Annotated in this window: 16 protein-coding genes and 3 pseudogenes; 10 read left to right on the forward strand and 9 right to left on the reverse strand. The window is 38.9% G+C overall.

What is annotated here, in order from left to right; genetic code table 11:
• Positions 1-2,921 (forward strand): RHS repeat domain-containing protein (locus MWU32_RS03385; protein WP_246937798.1); only part of this gene is annotated, 2,921 nt, incomplete at its 5' end.
• The gene (locus MWU32_RS03390; protein WP_246937800.1) at positions 2,922-3,383 is read left to right on the forward strand and encodes an Imm26 family immunity protein; all 462 of its coding nucleotides are present in this window, start codon (positions 2,922-2,924) and stop codon (positions 3,381-3,383) included.
• A gap of 37 nt (positions 3,384-3,420) precedes the next feature.
• Here MWU32_RS03390 and MWU32_RS03395 read toward each other — a convergent pair whose 3' ends face one another.
• Together MWU32_RS03395 and MWU32_RS03400 are read right to left on the reverse strand one after the other, a co-directional pair.
• Positions 3,421-3,876: a DUF695 domain-containing protein gene (locus tag MWU32_RS03395; protein WP_246937803.1), complete on the reverse strand. Its 456-nt coding sequence runs from the start codon at positions 3,874-3,876 to the stop codon at positions 3,421-3,423.
• A gap of 10 nt (positions 3,877-3,886) precedes the next feature.
• Positions 3,887-4,222 carry a helix-turn-helix domain-containing protein gene (locus MWU32_RS03400; RefSeq protein WP_246937804.1) on the reverse strand — a complete coding sequence of 112 codons (336 nt, stop codon included), beginning with the start codon at positions 4,220-4,222 and terminating at the stop codon, positions 3,887-3,889.
• A gap of 148 nt (positions 4,223-4,370) precedes the next feature.
• Between MWU32_RS03400 and MWU32_RS03405 the strand changes: the two genes are divergently transcribed.
• The 5 genes and pseudogenes from MWU32_RS03405 to MWU32_RS03425 all read left to right on the forward strand — a co-directional run bounded on the left by MWU32_RS03405 (position 4,371) and on the right by MWU32_RS03425 (position 9,853).
• A complete protein-coding gene (locus MWU32_RS03405) occupies positions 4,371-5,900 on the forward strand; it encodes a hypothetical protein (RefSeq protein ID WP_246937806.1) in 1,530 nt (509 codons plus the stop codon).
• Positions 5,901-6,016: 116 nt separating this feature from the next.
• Positions 6,017-6,946, forward strand: a complete 930-nt coding sequence (locus MWU32_RS03410; RefSeq protein ID WP_246937808.1) for a tyrosine-type recombinase/integrase — start codon at positions 6,017-6,019, stop codon at positions 6,944-6,946.
• Positions 6,939-7,826, forward strand: a complete 888-nt coding sequence (locus MWU32_RS03415; RefSeq protein ID WP_246937810.1) for a tyrosine-type recombinase/integrase — start codon at positions 6,939-6,941, stop codon at positions 7,824-7,826. The genes MWU32_RS03410 and MWU32_RS03415 overlap by 8 nt, the downstream gene beginning before the upstream one ends.
• Positions 7,827-8,589: 763 nt before the next feature.
• Positions 8,590-9,498 (forward strand): annotated as a pseudogene (locus MWU32_RS03420) (RHS repeat-associated core domain-containing protein); the annotation flags it as partial.
• A complete protein-coding gene (locus MWU32_RS03425; protein ID WP_246937814.1) occupies positions 9,485-9,853 on the forward strand; it encodes a hypothetical protein in 369 nt (122 codons plus the stop codon). The pseudogene MWU32_RS03420 and the gene MWU32_RS03425, both read left to right, overlap by 14 nt.
• A 238-nt stretch (positions 9,854-10,091) precedes the next feature.
• Here MWU32_RS03425 and MWU32_RS03430 read toward each other — a convergent pair whose 3' ends face one another.
• From MWU32_RS03430 to MWU32_RS03460, 7 genes are all read right to left on the reverse strand, one after another.
• Complete coding sequence (locus tag MWU32_RS03430; protein WP_246937816.1) at positions 10,092-10,514, reverse strand: hypothetical protein; 423 nt, start codon at positions 10,512-10,514, stop codon at positions 10,092-10,094.
• Positions 10,515-10,596: 82 nt separating this feature from the next.
• Positions 10,597-11,802 (reverse strand): hypothetical protein, encoded by a 1,206-nt coding sequence (locus tag MWU32_RS03435; RefSeq protein ID WP_246937818.1) that lies wholly within the window; start codon positions 11,800-11,802, stop codon positions 10,597-10,599.
• A complete protein-coding gene (locus MWU32_RS03440; protein WP_246937820.1) occupies positions 11,802-13,964 on the reverse strand; it encodes a type II secretion system protein GspD in 2,163 nt (720 codons plus the stop codon). Before MWU32_RS03440 ends, MWU32_RS03435 begins: the two co-directional genes overlap by 1 nt.
• Positions 13,965-14,008: 44 nt before the next feature.
• Complete coding sequence (locus MWU32_RS03445) at positions 14,009-15,409, reverse strand: GspE/PulE family protein (protein WP_410744437.1); 1,401 nt, start codon at positions 15,407-15,409, stop codon at positions 14,009-14,011.
• 2 nt (positions 15,410-15,411) lie between these two features.
• A complete protein-coding gene (locus MWU32_RS03450) occupies positions 15,412-15,891 on the reverse strand; it encodes a hypothetical protein (protein WP_246937824.1) in 480 nt (159 codons plus the stop codon).
• 5 nt (positions 15,892-15,896) lie between these two features.
• On the reverse strand, positions 15,897-16,301 hold the full coding sequence (locus MWU32_RS03455; RefSeq protein ID WP_246937826.1) for a prepilin-type N-terminal cleavage/methylation domain-containing protein: 405 nt from the start codon (positions 16,299-16,301) through the stop codon (positions 15,897-15,899).
• Between the two features lie 9 nt (positions 16,302-16,310).
• On the reverse strand, positions 16,311-16,988 hold the full coding sequence (locus MWU32_RS03460) for a response regulator (RefSeq protein WP_246937828.1): 678 nt from the start codon (positions 16,986-16,988) through the stop codon (positions 16,311-16,313).
• 409 nt (positions 16,989-17,397) lie between these two features.
• Here MWU32_RS03460 and MWU32_RS03465 point away from each other — a divergent pair, with 409 nt between their 5' ends.
• The 3 genes and pseudogenes from MWU32_RS03465 to MWU32_RS03470 form a co-directional block, all read left to right on the forward strand.
• Positions 17,398-20,688: an RHS repeat domain-containing protein gene (locus MWU32_RS03465; protein ID WP_246937831.1), complete on the forward strand. Its 3,291-nt coding sequence runs from the start codon at positions 17,398-17,400 to the stop codon at positions 20,686-20,688.
• A 559-nt stretch (positions 20,689-21,247) separates the two neighbouring features.
• Positions 21,248-21,559, forward strand: a pseudogene (locus MWU32_RS05455) (DUF6443 domain-containing protein); the annotation flags it as partial.
• An 87-nt stretch (positions 21,560-21,646) separates the two neighbouring features.
• Positions 21,647-22,674 (forward strand): annotated as a pseudogene (locus MWU32_RS03470) (hypothetical protein); the annotation flags it as partial.

Consider the following 22,674-nt stretch of genomic DNA (forward strand, 5'->3'; position numbering starts at 1 on the left):
CCCCAAGTCTATCGTTGGTTCCCGGTGCACTCGGCTATTATGGTCAGGGTGAACTCTACAAAACCGTCACCAGGGACGAGAACTGGACCAATGGGAAAGCGCACACGGCCGAGGAGTTCACCGATAAGCAGGGCAGGGTCGTGCTGAAGCGCACCTACGGCGATTCAAAAGTGGGGAGCGTGATCGTGCCCAACGCACCGCACGACACCTATTACGTGTACGATGACTATGGCAACCTGACCTACGTGCTGCCCCCGAAGATGGAGGCCTCTACCTCACCTTGGGCAACAGTCAATGCCCAATTGGACGAACTTGGTTATCAATATACCTACGACCACAGGAACCGTCTTGTGGAAAAGAAGATCCCAGGAAAAGACAGGGAGTACATCGTCTATAACAAACTGGACCAGCCCATCCTGACGCAGGACGCCAACCTGAGGGCACAGGACAAATGGCTGTTCACCAAATACGATGCCTTTGGAAGGGTGGCCTATACAGGGGAAATGACCAGGGGCATTGGCAGGGCAGCCTTACAGGATGATGCCGATCTCAGGAATCCGCAATTCGTTACCAAGCGAACCTCTGATACAACAATGGTTGGCGCAACGATCTATTATAACAACGAGTCCTACCCGGTAAATTTTATTACGGAGATCTTGACGATAAACTATTACGACAACTATACTTTTGATGGCTTTGTGGCCATGCCAGCAACACATGACGGGCAGAACATCCTGAATCATGACAACAGTCCCGGTACCCAGAAGTGGACCAAGGGACTGGCGACCGGCAGCAAGGTAAGGGTGCTCGACCAGGTCCCCGCCAAATGGATCACCACCTATACGGGATATGACACCAAGGGAAGCCCAATTTATGTAAAGAGCGTCAATGATTATCTGGTCACGACCGATGTGGTGATAAGCACTTTGGACTTTACGGGGGCCGTCGAAAAAACAAAATCCTGGCACACCAAGGACAATGCGACCATTGAAACGGAGGACACGTTCACCTACGACCACATGGGAAGGTTGAAAAAGCAGACTCAGGAGCTGGTGGGCATGAATCCGACCGAGGTCATTTTTGAAAACACCTATGACGACCTCGGCCAGCTCACAAACAAAGGTGTAGGCGGAAAAACCACCCAGGGCAGGCTGCAGAACGTCAGTTTTGCCTACAACATCAGGGGCTGGCTGAAACAGATCAATAATCCGGCAACTTTAGGGAGCTCTCTTTTTGCATTTAAAATTAACTATAATACAAATGATCATGGGGGCACCAACCTGTTCAACGGCAATATTTCAGAGACTGAGTGGCGCACGGCCAATTCCGATAACAGCCTGCACTGGTACAGGTATGATTATGATGCCCTGAACCGGTTGACAAATGCAACGGATAATTACGGTAAATTAAAAGAAACCTTAAACTACGACAAGAACGGGAACATTGCCGACCTGGTGAGGCTGGGACATATCGTTGGCGGAACCACGGTTCCGGACATAGCCGAACCCCTGCATTTTGGGGTCATGGATTATTTGGCATACGATTATGAGACCAATAGTAACAAATTAAAAAAAGTATCGGACAATGGTCATAAGACGTACGGCTTTAAAGATGGTACCAATACCGGTGATGATTATGCCTACGATGTGAACGGCAACATGACAAAGGATCTCAACAAGGGAATCACAAGTATAGCCTACAACTACCTTAATTTACCCAAACTGGTGAGCTTCGGAAACGGAAATATTTCATATATTTACGACGCCACGGGAACAAAGTTGAGCAAGAGGGTGGTTGAAAGTGGTAAATCTGACTCATTTGCCTATTATGCTGGAAATTATGTGTACGAGGGAAGTTCATTGGAATTCTTTAACCAACCGGAGGGTTATGTGGATGCCGAAAATGGTTTTGAGTATGTGTACCAATACAAGGACCACTTGGGGAACATAAGGTTGTCCTATAAGGACGAGAACCAAAACAACAGTAACCCTGTAAACTTGATAATCCTGGAAGAGAACAATTACTATCCATTTGGCTTACAGCACAAGGGCTATAATAATATCGTCAATGGTAGGGAGCACCCATACAAATACAACGGTAAGGAGTTTGAGCAAGAGCTTGATTATGATATGTATGATTTTACAGCACGTCATTACGACCCTGCGATTGGGAGATGGGTAGTTATTGACCCTCTTGCTGACCAAATGAGAAGGTTTAGCCCTTATAACTTTGCGTTTGACAACCCTGTAAAGTTTATTGACCCTGATGGAATGGCGCCTTATAGTAGTGGTTGTTGTGGTCCACCCGGAGGAATACAAATTGCAGGATTGGGCAATGTGCTTAACACCATTAAAAGGTTTGGAGAGAATTTAAGCAACGGAGATGGTGTGGTTAATGCATATGCGAAAGCAGTAAGGGACGACCCTGTTTTAGAAATGTTAGCAGATGAGATTCCAGGAGCTGGCGAAGCTTTGGATATTTCTAAAGGAAACTATGGGAGTGCCGCATTAGGAATTATACCTTTTGCAAAGAAAATTAAGAAAGGGGTCGAATTAGCTGTAGATGTCAAAAACACGACAAAAAAGGCTGAAAAAACGTATCAAACCTATACCAAAAAAGCAAAAGACCCATCGAAAAACGGTGATTATTCAGGAAGAACAAGTGGTACGGATACACCCACAAAGAATATAGAAAAAAGAGATAGTAATCACCATATGAATGAAACTCACGGTCCCGCTACATTAGATAAGTCTTCTGCCAATAAAGATGCAATTAGAGGACGTGAACATCAAAACATACAAAAAAATGGTGGTGCACAGTCAAAAGATGGAACCTCTGGAAATAAAATAGAAGGTGTTAGTGATAAAAATCCTAAAAAGCAGCAATATATAAATGCTGCTAATAAAGAGTTCAAAGATTAAATGAAAAAACAAATAAGAACAATTGGAGCAATAGTTGAAATTGATTTAAAAAATGGAGACTATTGTTATGCCCAAATATTAAATGATGGATTAGCCTTTTATGATTTAAAAGTAAAGGAAAAATTATCTGATTTTGATGTTCTATTAGAATGCCCTGTTTTATTTTTTTTGTCTGTCTATCGAGATGCAATATCACAAGGAAGATGGTTGAAAGTAGGTAAATTGACTATACGAAAAGAGTTCGAAGTATTACCGATGAAATTTATTCAAGATGGTCTGAACCCTAATATATTTGAACTTTACAATCCAAATACAGGAGATATAACAAGAACCACGAAAGATAAAATCACTGGTTTAGAGAGGGCAGCTGTATGGGAAGCTAATCACGTAGAAGATAGATTAAGAGACTATTATGATGGCAAGCCGAACGTTTGGTTAGAGCAATTAAAACCTCAAGGATAAATCAAAGAGCTACTCAAATGATTAGCTCTTTGATTTTCTAACTATTTTCCAAATACCATTTAGCGTATGCCCATTCTTCATCAATACTAATATTGAAGTCAAAATTTAAAGGATATTTTTTATTTTCAATTGTGCTTCTTAAAAATTGACTTGTTAACTCTGGGTCGTAAACTCGCCATAAAAGCTGCCTTGTTTTATTCCAAGTTACCCTGCCTAAAAAAAGAGCATTTGGTTTTTCCTTGTTTTCACCTTTTATTTTATCGTCTAAAAAATCTTCAAATTTATCCGCAACTAATACTTGTTCTTTTGTTGGCATACCATTATCTATAAAATCTTCAAAATCTAATATTAAAGAACAGTGCCAAGAGAAAATTTCTTTAGGCTCAAAGTCTACTAAACTAATATTAATAACGCCAATAGCTGGTAAGGCTTCTTTTTCAAAATTGATTATTTGATAATGTTCTTTTGGTATGTGAACTTTAAATTCTTTCATTATAAAAATTTTATGCGTAAGCCTTTTTGGTCTTGGTATCGCGTATAAAGGCATCAATGATTTTAACAACGGTAATTTTATCCTCTTCGGCAAGTCGCTGAATCTCTTTCATACGGTTGAGCATATCAATATCCACGACCTCTAAACTGTCATCATCGGAAACCAAGTAATCGAGGGAAACACCCAAAATCTGTGCAATCTTGTTGGCGTTCTCAACGGACGGCACAATATCACCGCGCTCGTACTTGGAAATGGCATCACGGGAAACACCCACATACGAAGCCACGTCCACTTGTGAGAGCTTTTTCTCTTTCCTAATCTTTGTAATCTTCTGTCCTAAACTCATAGAATAGTCGTCTTAATGTGCTTAAATGGTAGTAAACTATACTTAATTGGCAAATATAGTCAAAATAAAATAGTATTGTCTTGATTAATTGAATAGTAATATCTAATATTGCAGAGTAAACAATACAAATAATAGAATTATCTGCATTATGGACAAAAATATTTTAAACACCACCAATCCAAACCATTACGAATACACCACAATCCATTTAGAGATAAGCGTTCTGGGCGGTATCAAGCTCAACCACTTGGACAGTTTACGGGTAACATTGAGCATCAAAAAAGTAAAATCTGAAACCAAACTTCGCCACAATATTGATTTGTACAACGATAACCAAGTAGAGAAACTGGTTAGAAAAACAGCGGAGCGCATCGAGATAGGAACATCGATAGTCAGAAGGACATTGCAGGAACTGACCAACGAACTCGAAGCCCATCGCCTATCACAGCTTGACCAAGAAGATGCGGACGGTTTTACCATTAGGGAACTCACGAGCAAAGAGGAAAAGGAAGCCATCCAATTATTGAAGAAACCCAACGTATTACAGCTTACAAACGACCTAATCGGAAATAGCGGAGTTATCGGAGAGGAAACCAACAGACTTTTAATGTACATCATCTTCACAAGTCGCAAAAGTGCAAATCCGTTGCATTGCATCAGCTTGGGAAGTTCCGGAACAGGAAAGACACATTTACAAAGCAAGGTTGCGGAACTGATACCGGAACACGACATCGTGGATATGACGGTATTGAGTGAGAATGCCTTTTACTACTTCAACCGCACCGAACTGCAACACAAACTGATATTGATAGAAGATATGGACGGAGCGGAAAACGCACTCTATCCACTTCGGGAACTGCAATCAAAAAGGAGCATCACAAAACGGGTAAGCCATAAGGACAGGAACGGAAATACCAAGACCATCAAATTAACGGTCGAAGGTCCTGTATGTGTTGCAGGTTGTACCACACAGGAAAGTCTTTACGAAGATAATAGCAACCGTTCCTTTTTACTGTACATCGATGAAAGCCACGAACAGGACAATTTAATAATGCAATATCAACGCAAACTATCGGCAGGAAACGTAAACATCGATGCGGAAATCAAAGCCAAAAGGCAGTTACAGAATGTTCAGCATTTACTTAAAAAAATACGTATCGTAAACCCTTTTGCGGAACACCTGCACTTGCCACAATCCGTATTTAAACCTCGAAGAACCAACAGCCATTATCTGCAATTTATTGAAGCGGTTACCTTTTACAAGCAATATCAAAGGGAACGCAAATATGATGAAACCACAGGCGAGGAATATATAGAAACCGCCATCGAGGACATACGGGAAGCCAATGCACTTTTACAAGAGGTCTTGTTGCGCAAGAGCGATATGATAACGGGAGCTTGCAGAAACTATCTGGAAAGCCTTAAAACGTACCTAAAGACCAATAGCCAAACAACCTTTACCAATGCTGAAATCCGCAGAAACCTGCGCATAAAGGGAACAACATTGCGAAGATACCACTCGCAGCTCATTGAGGACAATTACATCAAGAAAACCACCAACAACAAGTACAAAGGTTACATCTACGAAATCGTAAGCTATGAGGAATACACGGAGTTACAGGAGCAAATAAACAATGCCTTGGAGAACTGTATTACCATAATGGAAGTAAGCCAATGAGCCACCATTGAGCCACCAACAAAATGGCTCACATAACTATCACAGATACAATTTATTGACCGCTTGAAACCGTAAAATGCCAAAAAGGTATATGCGCAAGAAAAAAACACTCAAAAATGAAACATCTAAAATTACAAAGTGAGCATTATAAAGTATTGGTAGCGAGTTACAGACAATGGTTGGACATACTCGGTTATGCGGAAAGTACGGTCTATAATCTGCCAAACCACCTGCAAGAGTTCTTCTACTTCTTGGAACAAAAAAGTATTATGAACATCAATCATATCACATCAAGAACCACAAAGGAATATTACAGTTATCTGCAAGAGCGCAACAACGAAAGGCGGAGCGGGAGTTTGAGCAAAGGCTATCTCAACAAGCACCAACAGGCACTAAAAAAGTTCAAGGAATATCTACAGAACCACAATCATAAAGGCATCCATATCCATCTGAAATATGAAACCAACCCAACAGAGGAAAAGTTAAATATACTTACACAGGAAGAAATCAAGGAAATGTTCCAAGCGACCAGCTACAGCCACGAAAAAAAGTATTTTAGGCTACGTGATAAAGCCATACTTGCAGTTATTTACAGTTGTGGTCTGCGAAGAAATGAAGCGGTACACTTGGACGTAAAAGACGTACTTTTTGATAAGGAACGGATATTTGTTAGAAAGGGCAAAAACTATAAAGAAAGGTTCGTGCCAATGAACGGTTACAATCTTCGGGTATTGGAAGATTACATTTTTGAAGCCCGTCCAGACTTTACAAACTTTAGGGAAAGCGAAGCTTTGTTCATCAGCCAACAGGGAAAGCGGTTAAACGGAATGTCGTTCGCCAATCGATTAAAAGCCATAGTAATGGCCACAGAAAACAAGAACATCGAAAAAAAGCAGATTACACTACACACATTGCGCCACTCAATCGCAACACATCTACTGCAAAAAGAAGTGCCATTGGAAAGCATCAAAGCCTTTTTAGGCCATAGCAGTCTGGAAAGCACACAAATCTACACTCACTTACTTAAAACCGTTGAAAATGATTGATTACAGAACCTATCTACAAAAGCAGGATTATACGGAAACGACCATAAAAAGTTACACCGAACAGGCACAATCATTTATAAAATGGTGCAATCGCAACCATACCACAGCCATCGAAATCGATTATAAGGATTGCTTGAAATACATTAGATATCTGCAACGGAAGAACACCACAAAAAAGACCGTAAACCATAGATTGGGTCGAGTAAAAACCTATCTGAATTATTTGGTAGAGGAAAACTTTAAAAGTGAAAACCCGATAGAAAATACAACGGTAAAAGGTTCAAAAAGGCATATCAATTATAACTTACTTGAAGCTGATGAATTAGAGGATTTATATTACAGCTACAATACCGAAAACATCAAAGACCAATACCACAGACTGACAGCCAAAAGAGATAGAATAATAGTTGGTCTGATGGTCTATCAAGGATTATGCACGACCAATCTAAAAGCGTTGGAAGTGGAACACGTACAAGTCTATAAAGGTAAAATCTATGTTCCGAGCCACAAGAAAATGAACGCTCGGGAACTGGAGCTAAAACCTTGGCAAGTCATTGAACTGTTGGAATACATCAAGGAAATTAGGGAAGAAATAAAAGAGCGCAGAAATATAGAAAGTGAACGTTTATTGATACCGAACAACGAGCGATTGGGCAACACGATTGGCAACATCATCAAAAAGCTGAAAACGACCAACCACAAAGCCGAAAACATCAATCAGATTAGAGCAAGTGTAATTACAAATTGGCTGGGTCAGTATAATTTAAGGAAAGTCCAATATCTTGCTGGACATCGTTACATCAGTTCAACCGAAAGATATTTACTGGACGATTTAGAGAACCTTCACGAAATCGTCAACAACTTCCATCCGATTAGCTGAAAAGAAAAATCCGAACATAAAAATCCCCACAAAACAAAACCCAGTTTTTTGCGAAAAGCAAAAACCCTCTGTCTTTTGTTTTGTTCCGCGCGCCACCGCCAAATGTGGTTTTTGTCTGCCATTGCGCTCACACAGCACATTGCTTTTTCATAGAGAGCTGGTCTATTATTGGAAATCGGTAACTATAAAAAAGCAAAGAGCTGTTGCCAACGCTCACGCCAAAAACCACCCCAAGCCATATTTACATAATGTAATAGTTATAGGAGCAACCGCAAGAAATATCGGTCTGAAAATCAAAATCCGTAATGCGGTGGTCCTATAACCACATTATGTAAAATGTCCGCTACAGCCAACGCCCGCACCCGAACTGAACAACAAACATCCGAACTAAAAAGAAAAGCTCACTCTTACGTGACGTTCAATCGGCACTTTGCCTATCATTTTAAAAAGCCGAAGATTGCCTTTGCGCTCGAAATCCAGCCTCGTCAAAATCTTCGTCTTTTTAAAACGCCACCTTCGGAACAAATCCGCCAACGCACGGGCGAACCTCGATGGTTCGTGCTTACTTGACAAGACCGACCGATAGAAAAGAAAGAAAAGGACAAAAACAGAAACATAATTGTAGGGAAACCGAACGTAATCTTTATATTTATGGACTGAAAAGATGATGCAGAAAGGACGTTCTTATGAAAAAATTTTGATGGAAATCCGCAGAAAGTAGCGCCATAGTTGAAAAAAACGCCTTAACGTCTATCCATTTGGTGGCTCTCACAAAGGTTACAACAATGTGATTAATGGTACTGACCATAAGTATGGTTTTGGTGGTAAGGAAGAGCAAGATGAACTAGGTTTAGGTTGGATGGACTTCGGAGCAAGGAACTATGATAAATGGCTTGGTCGTTGGATGAACATTGACCCATTAGCTGATAAATACAGAGATTTCACTCCATATAATTATACTGCAAATAATCCTATCTTATATATGGATCCTGATGGCAGAGATATTATTATATCAGGAAATACTAAAGATGCCATGTTCAAATTAGCTCAAATAGCAGCGACAAGAACAGGTAGTACAAGAATTAATAGATTGATTAATTCAAGAAGTAATTACACAATGGAATCTGTGTTTTGGTCAAGCAACTCTTCGTATGACCCTCAAAAGAATAATATAAAATACCCTTCTTCAGTATGGAGATATAGTATTGATGGTGGTGCGCCTGGAGCTTCTTATGTAGCAGGTCATGAAATTACTCATGCATATAACGATGATATGGGTCACAGGTTAACTCGAAAGCAAAATGAAACTTCTTCTGTTAATTTTGGGAATTATATGCGCTCTGTTTATGGCGAAAAGAAAATGCGTACTTCATACTTTGGACTAGGATTAAAGTTTGGAAAAAATGAAAAACTATATAACTTTAAGCAAGAGAAAGTTAATGATTTTAAACAAACTTTAGATGTCTCTACAGGCGGTAATATTTTTGCAGGGTTTAGCTATGAAACATCTAGTAATGGTGAAGAATCAACAACAGAATACATTCTATCTGTTACAACTAAAGATGGAACATATGCTTATAGAAAGTTTACTGACAAAAAGGAATATGATGCAGCATCTAAAAGAGTTAATGATTTAAAGAAAAAAGAAGAAAAAGAAGATGAGAAAAAATAAAGTTATATATATCATTATAATCATCTTCCTTCTTGTAGATGTGTTACATTATTTTGCAATTAGGATGAATCCTGAATATTCTAATATTACAGAAGCGTTTTACGAGAATAGTCAAACAACATTTATTAAATGGGGATTATGCTTATTAAGTGTAATAGGATTATTCTTTTTAGAAAAACAAAAAATAGCTTCTTACTTATTAATGATTGTATCAATAGGTATGATATGGTTGTTTATTGTAGATGGTCCGCTAAACCATTTGTTACTTTGGTATAGTACAATATCATTATGGATATTAGGAATACTCGGAGTCTATTTATTGTATTTAAGTGGAAAGAAAATTTTAAATAAGTAAATAACAATGTAAAATATAGTTAAAGATTAAAACCTGCGATGGCTATCGGGATTCATTGCAGTTACTTTAGTTTCTATAAATGTTATAGCAACGAACTTGTCCGACCAGCCAGGGGTGGGCAGAAAAATAATTTTGTGTTTCTTCCTATTCCTTATCGATTAATTCGCGAGGCAGACTTTACATTTTCAACAAAATTAATAAAGTGGTATCTCAAGGATTCAATCACTTTTGGAAGTCATTATCCAACACTTCTCAATATAATCACTGCCTGAAGATAGTCCCTTCCAGTTCTGAAATTCCTCTTTTTTTCAAAATTTACATTTATAATCTCTCCAAATTTGGTCTTCTGCTCAAGTTGATAAACAAAGTTAATTATAGAGTTGTAATCACCTTCCAAAATAAATTGATAAGATTTTATCATTAAATCTTGATCGGTAAAATAATGTGGTTCCAAAAAGCTGTTTACTTTTAAGTTGTTTTCGACGGCAAATTCGTTGATAGATTTTAATAATATATTTTGAATTGAGCCTTCATTAAGTCTGTACTTGGTCAACAACGAATCATAATAACGCTCTTTTTGTTTTAAAATGGAGAGTGTTTTTGGGGCATCCTTATAATAACTTTCTTCCTTTAATAATTTATCATAAGTACTCTTCGCCATGAAAGTTTTAGAAAAAGCCAGATTATAGCAGAGAATAATCGTTATTATAAATCCCGCTAGCAAGAGAATATTTTTTGTTTTACTAGTCATGGCTTAAGAGAATTTTAAATTTAAAATCAGCCCGTCTCGTGGAAATATCTGCATAGTCTGTGACTTCAACTTTACTTAACCATTTCTTTTTTTCCAATAGGGCAATCCAATCTGAAAAAATGTTACTATCGGTTGATTCACCAGAAACAAGAATAACTTCCTCTTCACTTTTTATGGCTTCTTCTGCTTTGATTCTTTTTAATAGAGGCTGGTAATTCAATTCTTTGAGTTGAACAGACGCTGGAAGATCTTTAACGATTTCATTAATGAAATAAGAACTTTTAGAGTAGTTGTTATTCAACAAGTCATCGACCATTTTTTGGGACTTTGAAACTTTTTCGTTAAGCCCAGCGACTTGAGCCTTGATGTTTTGATTGACTTTGGCTGATTGTTCAAGAGTTTTCAATTTGTTGAAGTAATGATTGAAAACCAAAAAGTTGATGATCAAGGCTGCGAATATAAATACGAGTCCGAATGTTAAAAACTTTCTAAAAAATACAGTATGACCATAAGCTGTTTTCAACTGACGTTTTTCTGACTCGAAATTGGTTGTGCTCTTGTGGGTTTCCAATGCCGAAACCAAAGCCGCCGATAACGATATTATCGACTTGCTGTTAACCTCCAATCCGTTAAGGTCATAATTGGCATAGTCTATTGTTTGTGATGACTCTATTCGACTTATTTCATAATTGGAAATTTCAATTTCGGCGTTGGCTGTTGAAATTATCTTTTCATCAATAAAGTCTGTGATATTTGCAACTATCAAATTTCCAAGAGATAAATTTATGATAGATATTCTTTTGCTTTTATACGATTCAATCACCTCCTTTATATAAGATCTTCGACAAATTGACACGAAATGTACATCATTTTGAACAAGCACTTCATACATGAAATCGTTAATATTAATATTGGGAAATGCCTGATGGACCAATTTTACAGCCTCTCTTTGTCCGTTTTCAACCTTCTTTGTTAGAACGTTTTCATTATTCAGAATTAAAAAAGCGTGGGTATTTTTCGGGATTGCTTCCGAGAGGTCTTCGATAGAATTGAATTGGTAAATGTTGTCAATGTTAAGTTCTTTCTTGGTTTTTTTTAGAATTGTGGTGTTTATAGTTTCTTTGCCACCAATGGAAGTATGCTCGATACCACAATATAGATTTCCAAATAATAAATAGGATGTTATTTTTTGTAACATTAATAGATGACTGTTGGTTTTATAAGGACCGTTAATTTGGCTTTTTTCGATTCTTTTTTTCGGGAACTGAACAGCCATTTTATAATCGGAATTCTGGCCAGTAACGGAACCCCATTTCCTGAATTGTTTTTCATTTGTTCTTCAAGACCTCCAAGAACAGCAATATCTTGATCCTGCATTCTGATAATGGAGCTAAAATTACGAGAGTTAATATCCGGTGGCGCATTTTTATCTATGCGCTGACCAAAGCTTGATTGTACGACGTAAATATCCAAGGTAACTTGCCCATTTCCAGAAACTAATGGTTTAATGGTCAACCCTAATTCCACATCAATAGGTACATAATTGGTAATTTCAGAAGTCTGCGGGTTGTCAGTACCATAAATGTTCCGTTGCGTAACTGTATAATAGGAAGTTTGCCCATTTGAAAAAGTAGCTCTATGCCCATTAAGTGTGGCAAGCTTTGGAGTTGATCTTATTTTTAGATCGCCATTGGCCTCCATCGCTTTAATGGTGGCAAAAAAATTAGGCACTACCTTACCAATATTAAAACTTCCAAAATCGTTAAAACTTCCAATAATCTTATTCACCGTATTCGCCCCTAATGTAAGGTCTGCTTCTGGGAAAACCGCACCTTTGGTGACTGAAGGTTCTTCCCCAATTCCCCAAGTAACTCCTGTCTCAATGGTTGAGCTTTTATTGACCTCAATAATCATGACCTCAATAAGAACGACTGGAACGGGCTTATCAATATGAACCATAAACTTCTTAAAACGCTCTATGTTGGCACTTGTTCCGTTGACATATATGCTATTGAGTTCATGATCAATCTTAAAATCTAAATCCAGCTTGATATCTTCGGGAACGATGTCCAAAAGATCACTTTTCGTGGTGTTTTCCGAAGCATAGGAATTGGTGTTTCTCGGTGTTGATTGATTTGGTGATCGGTTTGAAGAATTATCAATTAGATTGTTGTAATTGGAATATGCAGAATTAGAACTGCTGAAATTTCTATTTGAGCTGAGGCCACTATATTTATCTCCTGAAGGACCTGACAATAGTTCGACAGAACGATGCTGCAAATGGATCATTTCCACTTTTCTTACACTAAGCTGTTTTTCAGTTCCAAAAAAGTAGATGTCATTATCTTTTTTAAAAGTAAATCTTTCCGAAGCACTGGATGTTTGGCTGTTTATGTTTTGGTTTGGTACATTTCCTTGAACAATTCCATGCACACTGTGCGTTTCGAAAATCTTGATCAACAGCTCATCGAACGAGATGGCTTTGGCGCGAAATGATGCCGTACCTGCATTATCTAAAGGTGTCGCAGTAAAAATGTCAATTTTAAGTTCGTTTCCAATTCCCGTAATAATGTCTGCAATAGGAGTATTGACAAAATCCACCTCCAATAGTTTAGTGTCAGGTTCCAATATCTTAAAGTGAAAATCGGAATTTTTTCGTCTTAACGGACGTTGTGCTTGGGATTTTGAACTGGGGTTTGATTGATCTGTATTGGTTGGAACTCCTTCAAAAATAAAAAAATCATCTTTGGATTTCTCCATAAACAAATCATTGGCCAAAGCTAGTTTATCCATGGCAACATCAAATGGTGTGTTTTGTAGATAGGAAGTTAAAAGGTTGTTTTCGACATCAGGAGTAAACACCAAGTTTTTGCCACTGGCATCCATAATCGTTTTGAAAACATCATAAAGCTTATCCCCTTTGATGTCCATAGAAATAGTGTTGTCTTCTGGGTTGTAAGAAACCGGAATGACTTTTATCTTAGGGATTTCGAGTGGCGGTTGGTATGGTTTTATTGATAAAATATTTCCGGTAAAGTCAATGGTTAAATCGTATTCCTTACATAAGTAAACCAAAAGATCTGCTACCACAACATTGGTGAAATTATTGCTCAACACAATGGAGTTTAAGCTTGGGTCAAAATTAATATTGACCTTATGGATATCCGACAAGGCAATCAAAAAATTGCCCAATGTGATATTATTGACCTGTATTTCAGATTTGAAACTTTCTGAAAGTCCAATATTGTCAGTGGCTAAAAACTCCAGTTGATTACGGATGCTCAAGATCCTCTGTTCATCCTTTTGGGAAAAGCCCAGAGAGAAGTTTAACAGCATTACAATAAATAGAAATTTCTTCATATAGTGGATTTCCAGAGTAGGAAATAGTTATTTATATTTACTATCTAATCAGATAACAATGCATACACCTCTTCTATTGAGGTTACACCTTTCCTAACGAGATCAGTAGCGTTTAATTTTAGGGTTTTGATTTTATGTGCGGATAGATAATCGTCTATTTCCAAGGCGTTATTTTTGATATGGTTGATCAATGATTTATTGATTGGAATTATTTCATAAATAGCCTTACGTCCGTTGTAGCCCGTATGGTAACACTCAGGGCATCCCACAGCGGTGAAATGTGTTTTCATATCCTTTGATAACATAAAATTTGATGGGAAAAGCTCGATTGATATGGGTGCCTCCTTTTTGCAACTGACACATAGCCTTCTTACCAAACGCTGTGCAACACTTACATTTAAAGTGCTTGCGATTAGGAATGCTGGAACTCCCATATCAATCAAGCGTGAAATGGTTGCCCAAGCAGAATTGGTATGAATGGTTGAAAGTACCAAATGTCCTGTTAAAGCCGCTCTAATGGCCATGTTTGCGGTTTTGACATCACGTATTTCCCCAACCATAATAATGTCTGGATCCTGTCTCAAAAACGTTCGCAATGTGTTCGCAAAATCAAGCCCAATATTTTCCTTCAATTGTACCTGGTTCACGCCCTCCAAGGTATATTCAATAGGGTCTTCAATGGTCAGTATATTTGTGTTCTCAGTGTTCAACAATTTCAAGGTGGCATATAGTGTGGTTGTTTTGCCTGAACCTGTAGGGCCTGAGATCAAGACAATGCCATTGGGTTTTTTTATAGTTTCCCTATAGATTTTTAATTCCTGAAGAGAAAAGCCCAAATCCTCTAAAACAATATGGTTGGCATCTTTGCTAAGGATACGGAGTACTATTTTCTCACCATGAAGTGTTGGCAATGATGAAACGCGAATATCAAATTCATCCAAATTGTTTTTTATGGTAATGCGACCGTCCTGGGGCAATCGTTTTTCTGAAATGTCCAGTCCTGCTTGTATTTTAAGCTTATTTATGATTATCGGATATTCATCGAGACGGATAATATAGTATTCTTTAAGTTTTCCATCCAATCGGAACCGCACCCTGCATTTATGTTCATAAGGTTCAAAATGGATATCACTGCTTCCAATGTCTTTGGCGTTCAAAAGTAGTTTTTCCAAGAAATCAGATGAGTACTGTAAATTCTCAGTTGCGTTCGCGCTACGCCTCCTGAAATTCTTGGATAAATAATTTTCAATGTTGTCAGGAGTTTCGGGTATTAGTTCAATGTTTTGATTTAAGATGATTTGAAGTTCCTGTCTTAAAACTTCTGTCGGATATTCAGACTTAAAAACAATGGTGCCGTTATTGGACGCAACAGGTATTACTTTGTAATGATATGCTTGTTCACTACTTATCAATTGTTTTAAGTTGGTCGCTATGTCGAAATCCATTTTCATATACTATATAATGAATCTATTATACCAGACCAAAATGCCAAATAGGATAACGAAAAGAACAAGCCCATATACCCTGCAAGTGGAACTGTATTGTGCTTGGATTGTTTTTTTAAACTCAAGTGGAGTAGTAATGAAAACAGTAATGAACTAACCAATATGACCATAAATGATACCGTCGAAAATGTAAATGACAGAAAGAAGAACATAAGAAGATCGCCGAGACCAATAGTGTTGATCATTTCTGTTTTTAGTTTTAATTTTGAATAGAGCATAACAATGAGGATCAAAATGGATATTACCACAAGGTTTGTAGTTATTGAAGTATAGAAAAGTTCAGCGAGCGTTTCGCTCAAAAAAAGATAACCTGCAAAAATCCCGACACAGGGGAACAAAAACCAATAAACCTCACGATCCTTATGGTCTTGATAAAAAATAAATGCAAACACAAGGAGTAGTATGATCTTTATGATTATCATAAAAATTAATCTTTAATTATTTCTTTAGGGTTTCCGCTTTCGTCTATTTCCCAAACATTAAAAATACCATCGCCATCAAAATCTGTTATGGCGGTTGCCCTTATCTTGAAACTTGCATTTGAAGCATTGAGAATTTCATAAACATAGTTTCCAGAACCATTTTCCTTAACTGTTTTTGGCGGTACAAAATCCAGTTCGTTCAAATCGTTTGAATACTTTGAATACATATAACGATAGGTTGTTTGTGAATTATAGATGTATTTCAATTGGGTTTGGGCTTCAATGCTTTTTGCCTTACTGATCAAAGGCATTAAATTGGGCAAAGCCAACAGGAGCAATATGCCAATGATCACAAGTACAATCAGTATTTCTTGAAGGTTGTACGCAGGGATTTTTTTTAATTTTCGCATATCATTCAACTATATAAAGCCATTGTCCTTGGCAATTTTTAAGAGCACATTATCATTAGTCTCGTCAACGTTAAAAATTTGTTTCAGCTGTCTTTTTCTTCTCTCCACGCCTCCAAGTGACAAATGGACAATTTTAGGAAGATCCTTTGTCTTTGTCCCTATCGATAAATGATAAAGAATCTGTCTGTCGACGGGCTCCACGACAAAATCACTTGAGATTTGTTTTCTGAGTAACCGTAAAACGGAAATACTATAGTATGGTTTATCATCAAGCACTGAAAATATAGCATCTTTTAATTCTCGTCCAGAAATCTCACTTTTTATTATAAGTCCATCTGGATTAAGCTTTTTGAGAATTGTATTTAGTATATAGTTATCACTCAATGAGGTTATGATAATTATTTTACAGTTTGGAAATTCATCTCTAATTTTATAGCCGACATCCTCCCCGGAAATAGTCTTTCCATCTTTCGAAGCAGGCAATCTAAGGTCCAATAAAACTATGTCTATTGAATTTGAAATGGTATATTCATTGATTTTGAAATTGGCGGTTTCACAGCACAGTGCTGATGCGATGTTAAATTTGAAATTTCTATCAACAGAACTTATTTCTTCAAATACACGTTGATATCCTTCAATGACCATGGGGTGATCCTCAATAATTAAAACATTTAAAATTTTCTTCATTTTCACATTAATTAAATTATACGATTGTTTATTTCGCTGCTAATCCAAATTCGCAAAGATGTAAAATATAGGTTGAAGGTTTGGCCATTTCAGCCGCGAGGATATATAATCCTTTTTGTCCAATTTATTACAATTAACGAGATTTCATGATCAAAAAACCTTATGATATGTAAGGTTTTTTGGGTTGTTTTTGATAATATCAAGATGCATAGCCTTTTATATGTTTTTTTTTGCCTTACTAATTGTAATTAAAATCCCCGGACTTTTAAAGTATTAGTGCATAAGTTTACCAAATTATCACTCATGAGATAGCTAGTTTGCTATTTCAACAGAATTTATTGGAGATTTAGTCATGAAAAGAAAATATACGATTATAATTTTAATGAACCTGGTTGTTAATCTCTCAATCATGGGGCAAAACAATAACCAGTTACCTCAAGTTATTCCTCCATCTCCCAATGCATCCGCACTTGCTAAATATGTGGACATTCCTATGGCTACTTCTACGGGTGTTCCGGAAATAAGCATTCCTTTATATACGATAAATGAAGGGGATATCAATGTTCCATTATCTCTTTCTTACCATGCGTCCGGAATCAAGGTTGAAGAAATCGCATCATGGGTAGGTCTTGGTTGGTCCCTAAATGCAGGCGGGATTATATCCAGAACGGTGCGCATGAACCCTGATGATATGGAGAATGGATATATAAACACTAATTATACTGTAGATCATTTAGCAAGTTTGCCTCATAGCACTGGTGGGGAAAACGATTACTATCAACTTAATCAAGTAAAAGATGGTAAGCGTGATTACGAGCCGGACGTTTTTACATTTAATTTTGGGGGCTACCATGGGAGATTTGTCTATAGCCAAACTGATCAGGCATTCATTCAAACGCCCAAAAGTAATTTAAAAATTATCCCTTCTTATAATAATACCGGTCAAATTTCAAGTTTTATAATCCATACTGAGAAAGGAATAAAATATCATTTTGGAAAAGCACCAGACGGTAGGATAGCCGTTGATAAAAGCCCATTGTCACATTCGTTTTCTGTAGAAAAAACTCAAACTTCTGTTTCTGGAGAAGGACCTGTTTTTTCTTACACAAGTGCATGGCATTTATTATTGATAGAATCTTCCACAACAAGAAAGTCAGTTGTCTTCAACTATCAAGAAGAAATGACGGGGCAATTGTATAAAACTCAAGAGAGTTTTATCTCCGGGCGTTGTGATGTTAATGGATATTCAGTATCCTTTTCTGAAACTTTAGGGAACACTTCTCATCTTCAGGGCATTGTGTTTTCAAATGGAGAAATCGAATTTGATTTAAATTCTCAAAACAGGTTGGATTATGGAGGAAGCAAGGCCTTAAGTAAGATTCGTATTTTCGATAAAGTTAAAATGATTAAATCATTCGATTTGGAACATGATTATATCGTGTCACCAGTCCAGACAGACAATTGGGGCCAGTTTGGATATCAAAACGAGCGCCTTCATCGCCTAAGGTTAATTTCTTTAACTGAAAAAACTGGATCAATATCTTATCCGCCATATATATTTAGTTACAATCCAATAGTTCTTCCGGGTCGTTTTTCAAATGGTCAAGATTATTGGGGTTACTATAATGGAAAGAATGAAAATGAAAGCTTGATTCCGCGGGTGAGGTTGGGAGGGAATACTCCAGCTATCTATGGGGGGAATGCTGAGAGATCAGTTGATACTTTATTTTCTCAGGCAGGAATGCTAACGAAAATCACATATCCAACTGGTGGGTATGCTGAGTATTATTTTGAAAGCAATACGGTCTCAGATCTCATTTACCAAGGTGATTATTTGAATCTTAATCTTATGCAAATGATTGATAAATCAGTGAATTTCGTAAAATCCCCAGCGAATCTTGATCCCTTTGGCAGATATCTTATAAATTTCACGATTGGTCCGAATGTGGGTCATGATCCAGCAAGAGTTAATTCAATGGTTACAGGATGTGACAATACAGGGGTGTTGACCAATTTTGCTTGTGATTACACTTTTGAAATTATAGGTGTTACAGACCCTGGTTTTTCCATTTCAATTAGCAGTTCCGTATTTGATTACTTTTTTCCGCCGGGAGATTATAAAATTGTCGCTACAGCGAATAGTTATAATCCCAATTCTGATTTTAGTGTAATTATAAATTATAAGGAAGTATCAAATTCTGGATCGGGGTCTCAGGAGTATATTGTTGGAGGCCAGCGAATTAAAAAAATAGTGTTAAATGATGAGAATGGTGGAAGAATTGAGAAAAATTATGAATATAATTATTTCAACCAGGCATTATCGAGTGGTTATTCTTTGGGGACACCAGTTTTTGTGGATCCGGAATTGTTTAATGGTTCATGTTCCCCGAAGAAAGAAGTATATAAAATAACGTCCCATTCTCAATCTGCAGCGGCTAGTGTAAATGGAAGTTCAGTCGGTTATAAAAATGTAATTGAATTGAATAAAGACTTGTTAAAGACTCAATACGATTTCAATATGGTGGGAGATTTAGCACATTTTTCCACTGGAGGTGTATATGGAAATGTGCTTTTACCCGACCTTTATGCTTCTTGGCTTCGTGGGAATCTGATAAAAAAGGAAGAGTTTGCTTATGAAAATGGAACTTATACTTTAATTCAAAGGACAGAACATCTGTATGAGGCCTTTAATAGGGAATCTATCGCCAACTCTGGGGTTAATATCGTTATGACAATTAGCGGTGGCATTGCAGCAACTTACAAACATGGATTTTACAGTGCAATTTCTGAATGGTATCGTCTTAAAAATACGACCACAACAACTTTTAATGTTTCTGGGAATCTAATATCGTCGATAGACTATCTATATGAAGTTAATCCCAAATTGGCGTCAAAAACTATCACAACATCTAGTGATTCAAAACCTATAATTACCAAGTTTTTTTACCCTGAGGATGTAACAAATGACAAGTCCTTGGGAGCACAATTATTGACCACCTTGGAATTAAAGGCAATAAAGAAATTACAAACGCCAACCTTAGCTAATCCAGATCGACAACATCGTATAGCAGAACCAGTTCAGATAGAAACCTACAAAGACGTAAACAATAATGGTCTGGCAGAGGCATCGGAATTGATAAGCTTGCATCGGACTAATTATGGCATATGGGGCTCTGATAGTTTGGTGTTGCCTAGGTCTGTACAAACTTTAAAGGGGACGTACAATTCTGTCATAAATAAACTTCAAGACCGTATTGTTTACCACGAGTACGACAGCCATGGCAATCCCATGGAAGTGTCCAGGGCCGACGGTACGCATATAGTCTATATCTGGGGCTATAATCAGCAGTACCCGATTGCGAAGATCGAGAATGCCACTTATTTGGATGTAGAGATGTCTATGAGTACTTTGCCGTCAGGTTACAATACGCTACAAAAGATACGTGCCATCTCTGATGCCGATGTTGGCAATACTTCCGAAGACCACCTGCGAACCGTTTTGTCGGCATTAAGGAACAGCCTTTCCGATGATGCGATGGTGACGACGTACACTTACGACCCACTTATAGGCGTGACGAGCGTGACGGATCCCAAAGGGCAAACGGTCTATTACGAATATGACGATTCCAACCGTTTAAAACAGGTCCTTGATTCCGGGGGCAAGATAATTTCAGGATATGAATATCACTACAAACAATAATCTCATGAAGCTAAAAAATATAACGGGGACTTTGATGTTGGCATTGATAACCTGGTCCTTCACCACGCCCCCGGACATTCCGAGTAATTTTGTGGCCGGTCAATATGTGGACTTTTACCAGAACTGGTATTACACTGTTTTCATCGATACCCCTGTGGGCGGTGGCGGGGGGAGTATGACTGTGGCTATTACGGATGACCTGCTGACCGTAACGTTCAGTTCGAGCTTTTCCGCTAACAAGCTGAAGAACGGTCCTGTTGCCACCATCCAGACCTCACCGGCTCTTCCCGATATGGAGCTGGGGTTCCTGAAACTAAAGAACGGTTCCACGGAATATTTTTCGCACGTCAAGGCCTCGATTATTTCCAATTCGGTCGTTCTGAGCCATATGGCTGGGAACAACAACCAGTTATATACTTCCGTAACGGGCAGTCAGTTCGTGATCGACCTCTCGAGCATGGGCTCGGGGCCTTCCCAGCTGAGCAATGAGAACTACATCCATACGATTGTCCCAAGGACGGGGACTACAGATGTGTCCACATTGACCGATAACGAAAAGATGGAATCGGTTACCTATTTTGACGGCCTTGGAAGGCCGATGCAGAACGTGGGCATACGCTCGGGCGGAGGTAGTCAGGACATCATCACCCATATCGGCTATGATGAGTTCGGCAGGCAAAATAAGGAGTTCCTGCCCTACAGCCAGGACATTGGCCACGGTCTGTACCGGAGCGATGCACCCAGTGCCACCGAGACCCATTATCTGGCCGCGAAGTACAGTGCGGACATCGCCCCCGGATCACCTAACCCCTTTTCGGAAAAGGAATTTGAGAGCTCTCCCCTGAGCAGGGTACTGAAACAGGCGGCGCCGGGCCATGACTGGCGCCTGGGCGGCGGCCATGAGATAGGATTTGAATACGCGGCCAATACCTTTGATCCCAACAGCCCCACAGACCCTGTGAACGACAATGTCAGGCTGTATCGTGTGGAGCTGGCCTATGCCGACAAGACCTATACCCCAAGTCTATCGTTGGTTCCCGGTGCACTCGGCTATTATGGTCAGGGTGAACTCTACAAAACCGTCACCAGGGACGAGAACTGGACCAATGGGAAAGCGCACACGGCCGAGGAGTTCACCGATAAGCAGGGCAGGGTCGTGCTGAAGCGCACCTACGGCGATTCAAAAGTGGGGAGCGTGATCGTGCCCAACGCACCGCACGACACCTATTACGTGTACGATGACTATGGCAACCTGACCTACGTGCTGCCCCCGAAGATGGAGGCCTCTACCTCACCTTGGGCAACAGTCAATGCCCAATTGGACGAACTTGGTTATCAATATACCTACGACCACAGGAACCGTCTTGTGGAAAAGAAGATCCCAGGAAAAGACAGGGAGTACATCGTCTATAACAAACTGGACCAGCCCATCCTGACGCAGGACGCCAACCTGAGGGCACAGGACAAATGGCTGTTCACCAAATACGATGCCTTTGGAAGGGTGGCCTATACAGGGGAAATGACCAGGGGCATTGGCAGGGCAGCCTTACAGGATGATGCCGATCTCAGGAATCCGCAATTCGTTACCAAGCGAACCTCTGATACAACAATGGTTGGCGCAACGATCTATTATAACAACGAGTCCTACCCGGTAAATTTTATTACGGAGATCTTGACGATAAACTATTACGACAACTATACTTTTGATGGCTTTGTGGCCATGCCAGCAACACATGACGGGCAGAACATCCTGAATCATGACAACAGTCCCGGTACCCAGAAGTGGACCAAGGGACTGGCGACCGGCAGCAAGGTAAGGGTGCTCGACCAGGTCCCCGCCAAATGGATCACCACCTATACGGGATATGACACCAAGGGAAGCCCAATTTATGTAAAGAGCGTCAATGATTATCTGGTCACGACCGATGTGGTGATAAGCACTTTGGACTTTACGGGGGCCGTCGAAAAAACAAAATCCTGGCACAC

The organism is Gelidibacter sp. F63206, from assembly GCF_023015735.1.

Coding starts and splice junctions, on each gene's coding strand:
- MWU32_RS03390 (WP_246937800.1), top strand. CDS start 2,922: ATGAAAAAACAAATAAGAACAATTGGAGCAATAGTTGAAATTGATTTA.
- MWU32_RS03395 (WP_246937803.1), bottom strand. CDS start 3,876: ATGAAAGAATTTAAAGTTCACATACCAAAAGAACATTATCAAATAATC.
- MWU32_RS03400 (WP_246937804.1), bottom strand. CDS start 4,222: ATGAGTTTAGGACAGAAGATTACAAAGATTAGGAAAGAGAAAAAGCTC.
- MWU32_RS03405 (WP_246937806.1), top strand. CDS start 4,371: ATGGACAAAAATATTTTAAACACCACCAATCCAAACCATTACGAATAC.
- MWU32_RS03410 (WP_246937808.1), top strand. CDS start 6,017: ATGAAACATCTAAAATTACAAAGTGAGCATTATAAAGTATTGGTAGCG.
- MWU32_RS03415 (WP_246937810.1), top strand. CDS start 6,939: ATGATTGATTACAGAACCTATCTACAAAAGCAGGATTATACGGAAACG.
- MWU32_RS03425 (WP_246937814.1), top strand. CDS start 9,485: ATGAGAAAAAATAAAGTTATATATATCATTATAATCATCTTCCTTCTT.
- MWU32_RS03430 (WP_246937816.1), bottom strand. CDS start 10,514: ATGGCGAAGAGTACTTATGATAAATTATTAAAGGAAGAAAGTTATTAT.
- MWU32_RS03435 (WP_246937818.1), bottom strand. CDS start 11,802: ATGTTACAAAAAATAACATCCTATTTATTATTTGGAAATCTATATTGT.
- MWU32_RS03440 (WP_246937820.1), bottom strand. CDS start 13,964: ATGAAGAAATTTCTATTTATTGTAATGCTGTTAAACTTCTCTCTGGGC.
- MWU32_RS03445 (WP_410744437.1), bottom strand. CDS start 15,409: ATGGATTTCGACATAGCGACCAACTTAAAACAATTGATAAGTAGTGAA.
- MWU32_RS03450 (WP_246937824.1), bottom strand. CDS start 15,891: ATGATAATCATAAAGATCATACTACTCCTTGTGTTTGCATTTATTTTT.
- MWU32_RS03455 (WP_246937826.1), bottom strand. CDS start 16,301: ATGCGAAAATTAAAAAAAATCCCTGCGTACAACCTTCAAGAAATACTG.
- MWU32_RS03460 (WP_246937828.1), bottom strand. CDS start 16,988: ATGAAGAAAATTTTAAATGTTTTAATTATTGAGGATCACCCCATGGTC.
- MWU32_RS03465 (WP_246937831.1), top strand. CDS start 17,398: ATGGGGCAAAACAATAACCAGTTACCTCAAGTTATTCCTCCATCTCCC.